General features: G+C 40.8%; 12 protein-coding genes. 4 read left to right on the top strand and 8 right to left on the bottom strand.

Going from position 1 to position 14,824, the window contains the following annotated elements; translation table 11 throughout:
• Positions 1-47: 47 nt before the first annotated feature.
• The 4 genes from CAL7507_RS29775 to CAL7507_RS29765 all read right to left on the bottom strand — a co-directional run bounded on the left by CAL7507_RS29775 (position 48) and on the right by CAL7507_RS29765 (position 8,057).
• Positions 48-5,486, bottom strand: a complete 5,439-nt coding sequence (locus tag CAL7507_RS29775) for an ATP-binding sensor histidine kinase (protein WP_015132206.1) — start codon at positions 5,484-5,486, stop codon at positions 48-50.
• A gap of 74 nt (positions 5,487-5,560) precedes the next feature.
• Positions 5,561-5,656, bottom strand: a complete 96-nt coding sequence (locus CAL7507_RS33585) for a HAMP domain-containing histidine kinase (protein WP_201447870.1) — start codon at positions 5,654-5,656, stop codon at positions 5,561-5,563.
• Between the two features lie 56 nt (positions 5,657-5,712).
• On the bottom strand, positions 5,713-6,471 hold the full coding sequence (locus tag CAL7507_RS29770; RefSeq protein WP_015132205.1) for a superoxide dismutase: 759 nt from the start codon (positions 6,469-6,471) through the stop codon (positions 5,713-5,715).
• Positions 6,472-6,635: 164 nt separating this feature from the next.
• Positions 6,636-8,057 (bottom strand): NADP-dependent isocitrate dehydrogenase, encoded by a 1,422-nt coding sequence (locus tag CAL7507_RS29765; protein WP_015132204.1) that lies wholly within the window; start codon positions 8,055-8,057, stop codon positions 6,636-6,638.
• Positions 8,058-8,383: 326 nt separating this feature from the next.
• Between CAL7507_RS29765 and CAL7507_RS29760 the strand changes: the two genes are divergently transcribed.
• Genes CAL7507_RS29760 through CAL7507_RS29745 form a run of 4 tightly spaced genes read left to right on the top strand, consistent with a single transcriptional unit; the run spans position 8,384 to position 10,772 of the window.
• Positions 8,384-9,112, top strand: coding sequence for a GUN4 domain-containing protein (locus CAL7507_RS29760; protein ID WP_015132203.1), 729 nt, complete (start codon positions 8,384-8,386; stop codon positions 9,110-9,112).
• 30 nt (positions 9,113-9,142) lie between these two features.
• Positions 9,143-9,415, top strand: a complete 273-nt coding sequence (locus CAL7507_RS29755) for a BrnT family toxin (RefSeq protein ID WP_015132202.1) — start codon at positions 9,143-9,145, stop codon at positions 9,413-9,415.
• Between the two features lie 8 nt (positions 9,416-9,423).
• The gene (locus tag CAL7507_RS29750; RefSeq protein WP_015132201.1) at positions 9,424-9,642 is read left to right on the top strand and encodes a hypothetical protein; all 219 of its coding nucleotides are present in this window, start codon (positions 9,424-9,426) and stop codon (positions 9,640-9,642) included.
• A 29-nt stretch (positions 9,643-9,671) separates the two neighbouring features.
• On the top strand, positions 9,672-10,772 hold the full coding sequence (locus CAL7507_RS29745) for an ABC transporter ATP-binding protein (RefSeq protein ID WP_015132200.1): 1,101 nt from the start codon (positions 9,672-9,674) through the stop codon (positions 10,770-10,772).
• A 2-nt stretch (positions 10,773-10,774) separates the two neighbouring features.
• Here the strand turns inward: CAL7507_RS29745 and CAL7507_RS29740 are convergent, their stop codons facing one another.
• From CAL7507_RS29740 to CAL7507_RS29725, 4 genes are all read right to left on the bottom strand, one after another.
• Entirely contained in the window at positions 10,775-11,224 is a 450-nt protein-coding gene (locus CAL7507_RS29740) for a hypothetical protein (protein ID WP_015132199.1), read from the bottom strand.
• 430 nt (positions 11,225-11,654) lie between these two features.
• On the bottom strand, positions 11,655-13,103 hold the full coding sequence (locus tag CAL7507_RS29735; protein ID WP_015132198.1) for a sensor histidine kinase: 1,449 nt from the start codon (positions 13,101-13,103) through the stop codon (positions 11,655-11,657).
• Between the two features lie 11 nt (positions 13,104-13,114).
• Entirely contained in the window at positions 13,115-13,666 is a 552-nt protein-coding gene (locus CAL7507_RS29730; protein WP_015132197.1) for a heme NO-binding domain-containing protein, read from the bottom strand.
• 368 nt (positions 13,667-14,034) lie between these two features.
• Positions 14,035-14,817: a DUF928 domain-containing protein gene (locus tag CAL7507_RS29725; RefSeq protein ID WP_015132196.1), complete on the bottom strand. Its 783-nt coding sequence runs from the start codon at positions 14,815-14,817 to the stop codon at positions 14,035-14,037.
• Between the last annotated feature and the right edge of the window lie 7 nt (positions 14,818-14,824).

Below are 14,824 nucleotides of genomic sequence, written 5' to 3'. Positions count from 1 at the left end.
TTTAGTATTCCCAGATATCTGAAGCTGGTTAACATTCAAGAGACAACCTATACCGGAATTTCAATGATAAATTCAGTACCTAGACCTAAAACAGAATTAAAACTCAATTTTCCGCCGTGGGTTGATTCAACAATTTGACGAGCGATTGCCAACCCTAATCCTGTGCCTTTACCGACACCTTTTGTTGTAAATAAATGGTCAAATATTTTTTGTTTTACCTCTTCATTCATACCCTTTCCATTATCAGTAATGGCAATCTTAACTAGATGGTTTTCGACTGAGGTTGTAATTGTAATTAGATTAGAATTGGCTTTAATTTCTTCAAAGCTGCGTCCATGATTTGACTCCTCTAAGGCATCAATAGCGTTTGCCAGAATATTCATAAATACCTGATTTAATTGACCGGGGAAGCATTCTATTTGAGGTAAATTCCTGTAATTTGTGACAACTTCAATGCCTGGACGTTGTTCATTGGCCTTGAGACGATGTTTCAAAATTAAAATGGTGCTATCGATACCTTGGTGAATATCAAATGGTACTTTGTAGTCCTTATCGGCACGAGAGAAAGTGCGGAGACTGGTACTGATATTTTTTAACCTGTCACATGCCATAGACATAGAATCAATCATCTTGGGCAAGTCTTCTAAGGTATATTCCAAGTCAATTTCTTCGGCGTGGTCAATGATTTCCTCATTTTTGTTGGGGAAACTTGATTGATATAGTCCCAGATGATTAACAAGATCAGCGATAGTGGGTTTAGTTTGTTTGAGACTGGCTGCAATAAAGCCCAAAGGATTATTCATTTCGTGAGCGACACCAGCAACTAAGTTACCCAACGCAGACATTTTTTCACTTTGGACGATTTGTAATTGAGCTTGTTGTAAATCTTCTGATTTTTGCTGCAATTCGTGAAATGATCGCTCTAGTTGTTGGGAATACTCTAGCGATCGCTCATACAGTCGAGCATTTTCTAGGGAAATCGCCGCCTGAGCGCAAATTAAGTTGAGTAGTTCGACGCGATCGCTTGTAAATGCCCCCGTCGCTAAATTATTTTCTAGATATAAAATGCCCATCAACTTCCCTTGATGCAAAATTGGGCTACACAAGACACTTTTAGGCTGCTGACGCAGGATATACGGGTCACTAGCTAAAGTGAGATCGGTACTCGCATCAAGCAGCACAACAGTCTTTTGATTATGCAAGACTTTGTAAATCAGCTTTGAGGGAATATCTTGGCTATCTTCAACAGGAAGACTCTGCAATACGACTGGCTCTGTCCCTACAGTAATTGACCCTTTAATTAGTAAGCAACTGTCTCGCAGTAGCATCAACACGCATTTATCAGCCCCCGCATTTTCGATGACGATTTCCAGCAAGGATGAAAGCAGTTTTTCCAGTTCAATTTCACCTGAGATAGCTTGAGAAGCTTTGAGAATGGCAGCTAAATCTAAAGCTACAGAGATGCTGCTACTACTGGAAGTGGCTCCACTGGTGGAGGTGACACTACCCAAGGCAAAGATGGTTTCGTGAGTAGAGAAGGGAGAACGGTTTTGCTGTAATATAGGGGCAAGTAATTGGGGATAGCGAGTTTCTAAATCAGCGACTTTGGCTTTTGCACCCCAGCGAGCATAACAGTAATAGGCTTCAGTCATATATTCCTGGGCAATGCGCTGTTTGCCCCACTTCAAGTAGAACCTTGCTGCCAGTTCGTTGGCAAGGGCTTCTTCTTGGACATATTCGTTGGCTTTGGCTCCAAAAATTGCCTTATCGTATAGCTCAATTGCTTCACTTTTCTGTCCTAAGACTCGACATTTTTCAGCTTCTACCAAATCAACCTTATGCTGATAATTCATCGGGGCATGGTGCGCCCAGTGCTGTAGCTTGGTTTGGTTTTGCGCCACCCGTTCTAGTAAGGTTGACACCTCGCCTAACTGTTGACTTAACATTCCCAGAGAAATCAGAGAATCATAGAAATAAAATGCAGCTTCACTGACCATTCCCGCAGTAACACTCAAATAGCGTTTCGCCTCAAGCGCATGGTTGTTAGCCGACTCAAACTCGCTAAACAAAAAGCAAAGGGTCAATTTATACACATAGAAGTGAGACAACCCAAAGAGGTCATTGGCAGAATGCAACAGAGCCAGAAATTCCGTTTCTTGCAAGGCTGACCCAGACAAAATGGTAGGATGCTCTGCGAAACCCAGTAAATTTAGAATCGATTGTAAATAGATCAGACACCAATTAGCCGGTGTTAATTGGTTAATTTGCACCAAACCATTGTAATAGGCGCGTGTATCCTTTTCCACAGTGGCAAGGGGCTGACTGCACCAAAAAGCATTCAGGCAGAAACAGTATCCACTATATCCGGCGTATTGCAGGTTTCCAACTTCTAGGCCTGTTGCATAGCTCTCCCTTAAGAGAGGTAACGATGCTTTGATGTGAGATTTTCGGTGCAAGACAAACCCTCCCAATATCTCTAATACTTCAGGTTTAGTCGCTTTAGCATCGAGTTTTAAGACTACATTCAATGCCAACTGACCAAACTCTATGGCTGAATCCACATCTTGCAAGAAATTACACATAATGAGGGTATAGCCAACATAGCTAGAAGCTGAAGCAGGGATGTTTCCGTACCGCAGGGATAATTTCACTGATAGGCCAATCAGTAATGAAAACAAAGGAGAGCCACAGGTTACAGCTGCTGGTATACTGGTGTTGGCAATCTGGATAATGGCAATTGTGTTAGCATCTGTCACCACTGGCAGGTGAACAAAATCTTCAATTTTCCGATCTCCAATCAGTTCTCTAATCTCTTGAATTGACTGTTGAATATCTTCTGGTGTTGGTGATTCGGTCATCGTTACGCCCAACTGTTGCAGCAGTTTCTGTCCGATCGCAAGGGCTTCAGTCGGTTTATTCTGGTAGATATTTGCTTCAATTCTAATGCGGTAAACATTGACCTTTTCTAGTAAAAAGTGTGCCTGTTCGATGACGATCTTAATGAACTGTTCCATCGCCTCAAAGTCACCGCCTAGCATTGCCACCTCCGCTGCTAATTCATGGAAGGCGAGGGTCATTTCATACTGCTGTTGCCAAGCGTTTTCCCGCAACAGAGATAATCCCACTGCGGCATATTCACGAGCCGCTTGATAGGCGGTAGCGGCTTTGGCTTTCTGACAGACGATGAGGTTAAGTTGTGCTAGTTCATCTCGTTCTGTTTGCTGGCTAATTAAAGCAGTTCCATAATTTAATTGATTGACTATTTCAAAAATACGGTCTTCTGTTGCTGATGAGGAAATCTGTTGTAAAAGCAGTTGTCCGATTTGGTAATGAGTCGTCTGTTTTTGGTCATCAGGAATTAGGGAATAGGCAGCTTGTTGTACTCGGTCATGTAAAAATTTGTATGTAACAGTCTGTTGATTTTTTTGAGTCACTGCTTGACTTTCTTGCCCGACATAAAACTTATAAACATCACCAAGCGGTAAAATTAATCCCTCCTGCAACGCTTTCCACAAATCTGAAGCCGTTTCGATTTGGGATTGTTCAGAAACAATTGCTAAAGTTGCTAAATCAAACTGGTTGCCGATACAAGCAGCTAACTGCAATATATCTTGAGTTGATTGTGGCAGTTTTCGTAATTGAAATGCCATAAAAGCAACAACATCATCTGTAACTGCTTGCGTCATCACTTGTGCAATGCTACATTGCCAACAGCCTGACTCAAAATCAAATTGAATGAGATTTTCTTGATGCAATGCTTTGAGAAATTGCGTAGCGAAAAACGGATTTCCTTGAGTTTTTTGAGAGACTAATTGAGAAAGAGTCCATGCCAAATCTTTTGTACATTTCAGCGTATCAGCAACTAATAGATTTACTTGTAATTGACTGAGTGCTGTTAAATTAATCGTATTAATCGTTGCTTGTTTTTTTTCAATTTCGCTCAAAGTTAAGATTAATGGATGTCCTGGATTGACTTCGTTATCACGGTACGCACCAATTAATAAAAGATACTTAGTATCAGCCATTAAAAGCTGCATTAAGTTAAGCGATGCTGAATCCGCCCATTGCAAATCATCTAAAAACATCACTAAGGGATGTTCAGCACTGGTAAAGACTTGGGTAAATTTTTGAAATAATAAATTAAATCTATTTTGTGCCGCATTTCCTGATAATTCTATAGCGGGTGGTTGTTCGCCAATAATTTTTTCTAGTTCGGGGATAACTTCAATAATTACTTGTCCATTTTCTCCAACAGCCTCTAATATTTGGTTTCTCCATTGTTGAATTCGTGCATCACTTTCGCTTAACAATTGTCCCATTAAATCTCGGAATGCTTGCACAAAGGCACTAAAGGGAATATTGCGTTGAAATTGGTCATATTTTCCTTTAATAAAATAACCGCGTTGCCGCACAATTGGTTTATGAACTTCGTTGACAACCGCAGTTTTCCCAATACCCGAAAACCCAGCTACCAACATCATTTCTGTTGCCCCAAGGCTGACTCGCTCAAATGCATCAAGTAATGTTTGAACTTCGGTTTCTCGTCCATAAAGTTTGTCGGGGATGATGAAGCGATCGCACACATCCATTTGTGCAATTTCAAAGCCTTGAACCGTACCACTTTCTTGTAGCTGATGTAAACATTTTTCTAAATCAAATTTCAAACCTAAAGCACTCTGATATCTATCTTCAGCATTTTTCGCCATCAATTTCATGACTATATCTGAAATCACCTGCGGAATCTCTGCACTTGTGACTTGTTCTGGTTGTTTTACAAGATGAGAATGTACCAACTCCATTGGATCGTTTGATGCAAAAGGTAACTTTCCTGTAAGTAATTCGTAGAAAGTCACACCCAGAGAATAAAAATCTGTGCGGTAGTCAATCCCGCGATTCATTCTTCCTGTTTGTTCTGGGGAAATATAAGCTAGTGTCCCTTCTAATACATTGGGATTGATTAGTGTTTGCGTTTCTCGTGGTAGTAAAGATGCAATACTAAAGTCGATTAATTTAACTTCTTTTGTTTCGGGATTAATTAAAATATTGGCGGGTTTGATATCTTTATGAATAATGCGTAGACGTAGCCCGCCGGAGGCATCGCGATACAATACATCTAAGGTATTGCACAGTGCGATCGCTATTTGTAAAAACTCTTGTAGAGATGCGATACATCGCGTCTCTGGTGAGGTGAAATAATTTTTGAGAGAAATACCCCCAAAGTCTTCCATCACCAGTGCATAGCCATTCTGATAGGTTTCTAGGCTGTAGGTTTGAATGATTAGAGATGAGTTGAGATTTTTGGCAATGGTGTATTGATTGCGAAACTGCACTAATTCGCTGAAACTGGGATAGGGATTTTTCAGCAGTTTAATCACTACAGGTAATGAGTCAGTTTCTCGATAACCGCGATAAACCAGGGTTCTTGAACCATTGTAGAGTTCTTCGTTGACGTGATATCCGGGAATGTTGACTTGAGTGATAGCCATACTGCTAAATCCTAAAGATTTCTGGACTTAGTGTTCCCAGATATCTGAAGTTGTTTAACTATAAGAAGCACAATTCACACCGGAATTTCAATGATAAATTCTGTACCCTTTCCTGGTAGAGAAATGCAGCTTAACTGTCCCCGATGTTTTTCTACATTAGTAGTTTTCATTGGGTGGGTAAGATCCACCCAAATTAACTGTTAAATTACTTATCTAATGGCAACGCTTAAGCAAATTTACTAGCTGCAGCAAACCGCTTGTTAATCTCTTCCCAATTCACCACATTCCACCAAGCTTCTAAGTAATCGGCGCGGCGATTTTGGTAATTGAGATAATAGGCATGTTCCCAAACGTCATTGCCCAAAATGGGATACTTACCTGCACTTAGGGGACTGTCTTGGTTAGCTGTAGATGTAACTTCTAGCTTGCCATCTTTAGTGCGAACCAGCCAAGCCCAGCCACTACCAAAACGACTAGCGCCAGCTTCATTGAATTGTTTTTTGAAAGCTGCAAAACTGCCAAAATTTTGATTGATTGCTGTGGCAATTTCTCCTGTGGGATCTCCACCACCCTTTGGTTTCATGATTTGCCAAAACATGGAGTGGTTCACATGTCCACCACCATTATTGCGTACTACTTTACGAATATCTTCTGGTACGGTGTCAAGCTTGCGTAATAGTTCTTCAACACTTTTATTTTTCAGTTCCGGGTGTTTCTCTAATGCCGCATTCAGGTTTTTCACATAAGCTGCGTGGTGCTTATCGTGGTGAAACTGCATTGTTTTAGCATCGATGTGTGGTTCTAGTGCTTCGTAGGCGTAGGGCAAAGGTGGTAGCTTGACAGATCCTGTTGTTGTATCTAGTGCTATGCCGGGAGTTGTTTCGGTTCCTTGAGGAGAAGTCTGTGCCAAAGCACAAGCATCTAATGTAAAACCACCTGCACTAGCTGCGAGTAAAAACAAGAAATGGCGTCGATTAATAGTCATAAGAGTTTTGTAGCCTAATCAATTAAAACCGTCAGTAGTTTTTATTTTCTTAGATTGAGGCGACAAAAAGTTGGGGATTGGGGATTGGGGCATTGGGCATGGGGGAATTAATTATTTCTCCCTTATCTCCCTCATCTCCCTATGCCCTATTCCCCAGTCCCTAATTAGCCAAAGTGCTGAATTATGGCCTCGGCAAATTCAGAACATTTGAGTGGTTCTACTGCTGGTTCTAGCAACCGGGCTAAATCGTAGGTGACTTGACTGTGAGCGATCGCATCTCCTAAGCCTTTTTTAATCAAGTCTGCGGCTTCTTGCCAACCCAGATACTCCAGCATCATTACACCAGACAAAATCACCGAACCGGGATTAATCCGATCTAAGCCGGCGTGTTTGGGTGCGGTGCCGTGGGTGGCTTCAAAGATGGCACAGACATCGCCAATATTTGCCCCTGGCCCCATCCCCAGTCCACCAACGATCGCCGCCGCCGCATCTGACAGATAATCACCGTTTAAGTTCATCGTCGCCAGAATCGAATATTCATCGGGTCTGGTTTGGATTTGTTGAAAAATACTGTCAGCAATCCGGTCATTAACCAAAACTTTATCTTTCCATTTGCCATTTCCATGAGTTTCCCAAATTGATTCCAGAACTTCTTTGACTTCCTGGACAATTTGTGATTTCTTTTCAGGCGTCAGGGCATCAAACCCAGGATCAATCTGACGGGCGTTATCTTCTAAGGAAATATCGGGGTTTTTCTCCTTGTTACTCAAAATCCAAGATTCCCGTTCAGTCACCGTTTCTGGGCGAAATTCGCTGGCTGCTAGTTCATAACCCCAATCACGAAAAGCGCCTTCGGTGTATTTCATGATGTTGCCCTTATGCACCAAAGTCACCTGTTTTTTGTGTTTGGGGAGTAGGAGGGCGTGTTTAATGGCGCGTCGGACTAAGCGCTGGGAACCCTTTTTGCTGATTGGTTTGATGCCAATGCCCGAATCTAAGGGAATTTGTTTTTTGCCATGTTCTGGAGTCGCGGGAATCAATTCTTCGTTGAGAATTTTAATTAAGCGATCGCCTATTTCACTCCCTTGTCGCCACTCAATGCCCAAATAAATATCTTCTGTATTTTCCCGATAGACAATCACATCGAGTTTTTCGGGGTTTTTGTGGGGTGAGGGCGTACCTGCATAGTAGCGGCAAGGACGCACGCAGGTATACAAGTCAAAAATTTGTCGCAGTGCCACATTTAAGGAACGAATCCCACCGCCGACAGGAGTAGTCAGTGGGCCTTTAATAGCAACGCCATATTCTCCTATTGCCGTCAAAGTATCTTGTGGTAAATACTGGTATGTACCGTATAAATCACAAGCTTCATCGCCAGCGTAGACCTTAAACCAACTAATTTGACGCTTGCCTTTATATGCCTTTGCTACCGCTGCATCGAGTACTTTTTGAGCAGCCGGCCAAATATCTATCCCTGTACCATCACCCCGGATAAAAGGGATAATCGGATTGTCTGGCACAATCGGCTCACCATCTTTGAAGGTAATTTTTGCTCCGCTTGTGGGAGGGTTAATCTTATCGTACATACTTCACACACTCCTGAATGATACGGCGTTGGGCATGGGGGACTGGGGACTGGGGACTAGGGATATAAGGAAACAATTACCAGATTATTTCTCCTCCTCATCCTCCCCATCTCCCTTATCCTCCTCATCCCCCTCATCCCCATGAGGCGCAGAGCTTCCCCTTTTTCCCCTGGTAAATTATTTGGGGCTAAGGTGCGGGATTCAGTGAAACCATTGCTATTTTGTACGATCAAAAATAGTAAACTACTTTTCGCTATCACTGCTTCGCTTTGTAGAATACCCGATAGCCGATCGCTTTTCACGCTCCCGCTAACACGAATAATGGCATGACAGACCCAATGATTGTATCAGTCCCTGCTAATGACATCGACTCCCTCAGCCTCCAGTTAAATACTGGATCTCTTCGAGTCCAAGAACAAATAATCCCCCAGTTAGCTGACTTGGGTAATGAGGGGTTAGATGTATTGATGGAATTTTTACTGAAACGTCGTGACACCCCGGCGACTTGGGTTGATGGCAAAGCCTATCAAGTCCTTCATAAATCTGATGCACCTAAAGTCCAAGAATTCCTGCAAAATAATTTTCCTGAAGGAATTGTACCTCTAAAATCAGAGTGCGGGATTAATTACAATCCCTTGCAACAGTTACTCGCCATCCAAGACTTCCAAGCGGCGGATCTGGCCACCATCCAAAAAATGTGTGAACTCGCAGGGCCAACTGCAGTACAAAGAAAATGGTTGTATTTTACAGATGTAGATAATTTTCCTGCTATTGACCTACAAACCATTAATACTTTGTGGTTAGTCCACTCTGAAGGTAAATTTGGCTTTTCAGTACAGCGAGAAATTTGGCTGGGTTTAGGCAAAAAATGGGATGATTTCTGGTCTAAAATTGGCTGGAAAAATGGCAATAACTGGACGCGATACCCTCACGAGTTTACCTGGGATTTAAACGCGCCTAAGGGTCACTTGCCCCTGTCTAATCAACTACGGGGAGTGCGGGTCATTGCTTCTTTATTTGCTCACCCTGTTTGGTCGAAAAATCTAGAAAAATGATTGTGAGATACAAAATGTTACAATAATTCCATGAATTTTGAGTGGGACGAAAATAAAGCGGTAATAAATCTGTCAAAGCATGGGGTTTCGTTTGCAGAAGCCAAAACCGTTTTTGACGATCCACTTTATGTTGACTTTTACGATCCCGACCACTCTGGAGATGAACAACGTTACTTAATAGTGGGAGAGTCAAACCAGAGACGCTTGCTAATCGTATCGTATACGGAGAGAGGAGATTCGATGCGCCTCATTAGTGCGAGAGTTGTCACGTCAGCCGAACGAGAAGCCTATCAAGAAGGGTAAACCAAAATATGGAAGATGATCTGCGCTCAGAGTATGACTTAAAGAGCCTAAAAGTTAGAAAGTTTGGCGTGGGAAGAAAGAGTTTTGGACAGACAACAATTCGTTTAGAACCTGACGTAGCACAGATGTTTCCTAATGCTGATGCGGTGAATGAGGCTCTCAGGTTTTTGATCAGAATTATGCAAGAAAATCAACCTCCTACACCTACAGTTCATGTGGACGATTAAGTCCCAAATCTACAATTTTAAATCGGATCATGGCAAATGTTCGTTTAGAAGATATTAAGCGTAGATTCAACAACGTCACCGCGATCGAAGATATTTCTTTTGAAATTCCCGATGGTGAGTTTTGGGTTTTGGTTGGGCCTTCTGGTTGCGGTAAGTCTACCATTTTGCGAACGATCGCCGGCTTGGAAACCGCGACATCAGGTAAACTTTTTATTGGCGATCGCTTGGTAAACAATATCCCCGCCAGACAGCGGAATGTGGCGATGGTGTTCCAAAACTACGCTCTTTATCCACACATGACGGTGGCCCAAAACATCGCTTTTGGGTTGCAAATGCGGAAAGTTGACCCAAAAATCATTCAAGAACGGGTGATGAGTGTGGCGCGATCGCTTTCTTTAGATGACTTGCTAGATCGCAAACCCAAAGAGCTTTCTGGGGGACAGCAGCAGCGGGTAGCATTAGGAAGGGCGATCGCCCGTCAACCACAAGTGTTTTTACTTGATGAGCCTCTGTCTAATTTAGATGCCCAATTGCGAGATGATACAAGAGCAGAATTAAAACAGCTACATCAAAATTTGGGAATTACGACTATTTATGTCACCCACGATCAAGTCGAGGCGATGACTTTGGCTGATCAGATTGTAGTATTAAATAGGGGACGAATTCAACAAATCGGCGACCCCCAAACTATTTATCAAAGTCCTGCTAACCAGATGGTAGCAACTTTTTTAGGTAGTCCCCCCATGAATATTTTGCCTGCTATTTATCAGGATGATACTTTTAATATCAATGGACAGTTATTAGTAATTCCCCCAGATATGCTGGAAAATCTCCAACTGCGTCAGGGACAAAGTGTGGATTTGGGGATTCGTCCAGAACATATTGATATTAACGAACCGCTAAGACTCCTAGAACAAGAGAGCGGAGATTTATCGGTTGAAGTGAAACTGGTGGAACCTTTGGGGAGAGAAACTTTGATTCGTGCTGCTTTACCTGGTGTAACCGGGGTGTTGAATGTGCAAGTGGGTGGAGATGTGCGTTTGCGTCCAGGCGATCGCCTTTCTTTACAACTAGATTTGCATCGGTTGTTTCTGTTTGATCCTATTACTGGTGATAGAATTTTGCCCTAATTTCATTTATTACCCAAAATCAAGATTTTGGTAATTAGCAATTCTTTTTTAGTTTTACCGCAAGGTTCAGCACTTTGACAATCACTAACTGACTCTATTGCATAATCTAAACTGACTTTTTTGTTGACAAAAGTTTCTGGTTTTTCACAAACATCAAATGCTGCACCTAGATTATGTTCTTTTCCGGTTTCATCTACTAAAGTGACATAGCATTTAAGGTCGCCATTAACCATTTCTTTAATTGTCCCAATTTTGGGTTCTTTGTTAGCATCATTCGGTGTTTTTTCAGCTTTTGGTTGAGAACTTGTAGAAGTTTCTTGTACAGATTCCGTCTGAGCTTTTTCGACTGGATTTTTGGGAGTTTCTTTAGTAATATCAGTTTGTGAATTGCCACAACTGACAATCAAGATAGAACAAATAATTAATGCGATCGTCGGAATCAACTTTTTCATACGTTGGTTTAACTTGAAATATAGTTAAGATAAAAATATAACCCAATATTTTAAATAAATTCAAAAATTCAAGGTAGGGTGGGCATTGCCCACCGTATCATGGTTTTGGTGGGCATTGCCCACCCTACAGATACGGAGATTTTTTCAATAATCAAACCGGATTCCTATAGTAGTCCTATCTATTAAATAAACTCAAAAATTCTAGCGAACAGCTATGGGATTTATGCGTGAATTTTGAAATATAGTCGTGTCATTCCAGTAGGGTACGTTAGCGTTTCGCGTAACGCACCATTCTTAAGGATTTAGTAACGTATCGATATCAATATTTGACGTAATAAGTAGGTAGGCGTAATTAAACGTAAGATGCCATTGCGAACGCAATGACAGAACGTATTATATTTATTTATGCCCATCTACTTATCTAGGATATTTATTCGCCTAAACTGATTGATTGAACATAATTATTAGCTTGACTATTCATCGATAAAGGAATTTCAATGCAAAACTCTGTTCCCTTACCAAGTTCTGATACACATCTTAGATGTCCTCTGTGCTTTTCAACTATTATCTTATAACTAATTGATAAACCCAATCCCGTACCCTTACCCACAGGCTTAGTTGTGAAAAATGGATCAAAGAGTCGTTCTTGAACTGTTTCTTTTATTCCTAAACCATTATCAGTAATTCGGATAGCAACATATTGTGTTTCCCGAACTTCTGTAGTAATTGTAATTTTACTAGGATGAGCCTGAATTTCTGTGATAGAGCGTTCACTATTATAGCTATCTAATGCATCAATTGCATTACTGATAATATTCATAAATACTTGATTTAGTTGACCAGGATAGCAATCAACCAAAGGTAAATTTCCGTAATTTTTTACAATCTCAATTTTAGGATGACCAGCGTGTTCTTTCAGCCGACTCTGTAAAATCAGTAAAGTACTATCAATCCCTTGGTGAATATCAACCATTTTCATATCCGCCTCATCAAGACGAGAGAAATTTCGCAGAGATAAGACAATCTCTGTGATACGTTCGGTTCCTATTCGCATAGAATTGATAATTTTAGGCAAATCATCCAGTAAAAAATCTAACTCAATTGCTTCAATAAAATCTTGAATTTTTGGTTCAGGATTTGCATAAAACTTCTGATAAAGCTTGACAAGCTTTATCAGGTCTTGAGTGTAATCATTAATATAATTTAAGTTACCATAAATAAAGTTAACTGGGTTATTAATTTCGTGAGCGATTCCTGCAACTAATTGTCCTAGGCTAGACATTTTCTCAGCCTGAATTAATTGAGCTTGAGTTTGCTGTAATTCCTTAAGGGATTTTTCTAGCTCTTGAGCCTGGGTTTGAGCAATTGTGAGATGATCCTTGAGTTGTAGCGCATTCTGTAATTCTGTACGTTGCTTGGTGAGTTCTGCAGTTAATTTTTGAGTATCAGCTAGAGCAGTATTCTTAGCTTGTAATAGAAATAGAAAATCAGTAATTGGATCGTGAATTGCAAAATCTTTAAGTTTGATTCCCAGAGGAGCAAGGCTAGCTGTATTAGTAATCCAGGGAGAACCTAGAAAAAATATAATTTCTTGCTCTTGTTGATAGAGCATTTCACCCTTAAGATGCATTCCATTATGGAGAAATTCCAAAATGAAAAGAGAGCGGCATTTTTTATTAATGGTATCAAAATCAATCGGAATATTGGGACGCTTGATCTGAAAATGCTGTTCAATCTGACTACCAACTAGCGGTTCAGAACTAACACGCTCTAAAACATTTCCAGTCTGCAAAATTTCTCCCTTCCGATTAAATACAAAATGGAATGGAAAAGCTTTGGAAAATAATTCTGGCGAAAGGTTGAGGTGAGGAAGAACCATTTATATAGAGCTTACTGTGGTTTATATTTCACTAAAAATTCATCATGTTCAGCACCATCATCCCGACTTTGGGTTTGAGTAATATCAACTTCTGTATCAAATCTCGTTCCTAAACCTTTAACCAAACCAAGAATCATAGGAGTTAGTCCCTCTCTGTGAGAATGATAGTGTAAGCTTAGAGAACCTTCTTCCATATCACTACACTCAAATGATGGCGGCTGAAGTTTAGGAAAGCTGACTCCTACACGAGCATGAAGATTGTCAAGGTTTTCTAGAAACTCAGGTAGTGTCTCCCCACTCATATCAATCATCTCACCATAGCCTTCCTCAGATGTGTATTGCACCCAGAATTCCCCAAAGGCTTGCATAATATCTGCCGGAGATAAACCTAGAATAACACTAGCAGCTTTCACCAACCTGTGAGTCAGGTCATCGGGATAGCCTTCCATGCTAATAAAAACGTCTACATCTACCTCAGCTTTCTGCTTAATTTCTTGCCAAATTCCCTCACCAAAGCGGCTACATACCATATCCTGAATAGCCTTATTTACTAATCCGTACATAAAAGCATCCTCTAGTTTTTACTCAACCTTAATTTTTCTTTTTTGAGCGATAGATAGTAATGTCATTTTTTAAAGCAATTGTTTACATGACAAAATTTTCAGTAGTCAATGCTGATCTGACTGAGCATTCACAGCTTTCAATCCGAGAAAATTAGGACTTATCTGTTGAATTTTACTGCCATGATTTGGCATTCATGCAACCGTATTTATACCCTTTCTGTGCAGATGTAGTTATGGATTGAACAAAAGCAAGGAAGGAGGCAAAAAAACTATATTCAGAAATTTGATGCTGAATTCTATTAAAGAATTGGACACAAGTGTCCATTGCTTCTATTTTATGTACTTCTGGTGTTTTGCTACTTTTTTCTCTAATTTGATGATTGCGTCTGGTTACAACAGGGAACAATGGGAAGTGAGGCGACTTTTTCTAAATTCACCTGGTGTAGTAAATCATCCCAAGTTGAGGCGATCGCTTTTTCTTTTCCCCCGCGCATATCGACTCCCAGAGTTGTCAAAGCATCAAACCAAATACCATTTTTGGCGTAAATAATTGCTTGTGCTTCAGGTGTTTTAGCATTTACTAGTTGATTTTTCAGCGTTGCAGAAATCGGGACTCGTTGAATCTTACCTTGAACTGTTCCTGGTTTATCTTCGACAGTTTGAAAATCGCAGTAGATAGAGAAAGACCAACCATAAAGTTTACCAATTTTTAAAGGTGGCACTTTTTTAGGCATAGCAAAATTCACAACACCTTGTGGTGTTTGTAAAGTTTTGAACATAGTTTGATAAACTTCTTTACCCAACTCATCTCGTAGAACAAATGCGATCGCATCTTTAGTTGTTAAATTCCTGGGTAAGCCAAACCAAAAAGTTGGACGTTCCGCAACAGTTAAACCCCACAATAATTCACCATCAGTAGATTTAGTCAATGGTACTAATGCTGTTGGTTCACAACCCCTCCCTGCGCCTCCTTGCGCTCTTCCCGTAGGTTCACCGCGACTAGTTGGTGGTGGCGGCGGTGCAAATTTTATTGCTGTTGAATCAGGAAGTCCAGCAGTTATTTGTTCTCTATTATTTAGAGAACAACTTGCACAGAGTGCGATGATAGCAGCACCCTTAATTATTTGGATATAAAATTGCGATTTAGTCATATCAGTT

This window comes from Calothrix sp. PCC 7507 (assembly GCF_000316575.1).
GTDB lineage: Bacteria > Cyanobacteriota > Cyanobacteriia > Cyanobacteriales > Nostocaceae > Fortiea.
This window is presented reverse-complemented; position numbering and strand designations above follow the sequence as displayed.

Coding starts and splice junctions, on each gene's coding strand:
- CAL7507_RS29760 (WP_015132203.1), top strand. CDS start 8,384: ATGACAGACCCAATGATTGTATCAGTCCCTGCTAATGACATCGACTCC.
- CAL7507_RS29775 (WP_015132206.1), bottom strand. CDS start 5,486: ATGGCTATCACTCAAGTCAACATTCCCGGATATCACGTCAACGAAGAA.
- CAL7507_RS29745 (WP_015132200.1), top strand. CDS start 9,672: ATGGCAAATGTTCGTTTAGAAGATATTAAGCGTAGATTCAACAACGTC.
- CAL7507_RS29740 (WP_015132199.1), bottom strand. CDS start 11,224: ATGAAAAAGTTGATTCCGACGATCGCATTAATTATTTGTTCTATCTTG.
- CAL7507_RS29725 (WP_015132196.1), bottom strand. CDS start 14,817: ATGACTAAATCGCAATTTTATATCCAAATAATTAAGGGTGCTGCTATC.
- CAL7507_RS29765 (WP_015132204.1), bottom strand. CDS start 8,057: ATGTACGATAAGATTAACCCTCCCACAAGCGGAGCAAAAATTACCTTC.
- CAL7507_RS29750 (WP_015132201.1), top strand. CDS start 9,424: ATGGAAGATGATCTGCGCTCAGAGTATGACTTAAAGAGCCTAAAAGTT.
- CAL7507_RS29770 (WP_015132205.1), bottom strand. CDS start 6,471: ATGACTATTAATCGACGCCATTTCTTGTTTTTACTCGCAGCTAGTGCA.
- CAL7507_RS29755 (WP_015132202.1), top strand. CDS start 9,143: ATGAATTTTGAGTGGGACGAAAATAAAGCGGTAATAAATCTGTCAAAG.
- CAL7507_RS33585 (WP_201447870.1), bottom strand. CDS start 5,656: ATGAAAACTACTAATGTAGAAAAACATCGGGGACAGTTAAGCTGCATT.
- CAL7507_RS29735 (WP_015132198.1), bottom strand. CDS start 13,103: ATGGTTCTTCCTCACCTCAACCTTTCGCCAGAATTATTTTCCAAAGCT.
- CAL7507_RS29730 (WP_015132197.1), bottom strand. CDS start 13,666: ATGTACGGATTAGTAAATAAGGCTATTCAGGATATGGTATGTAGCCGC.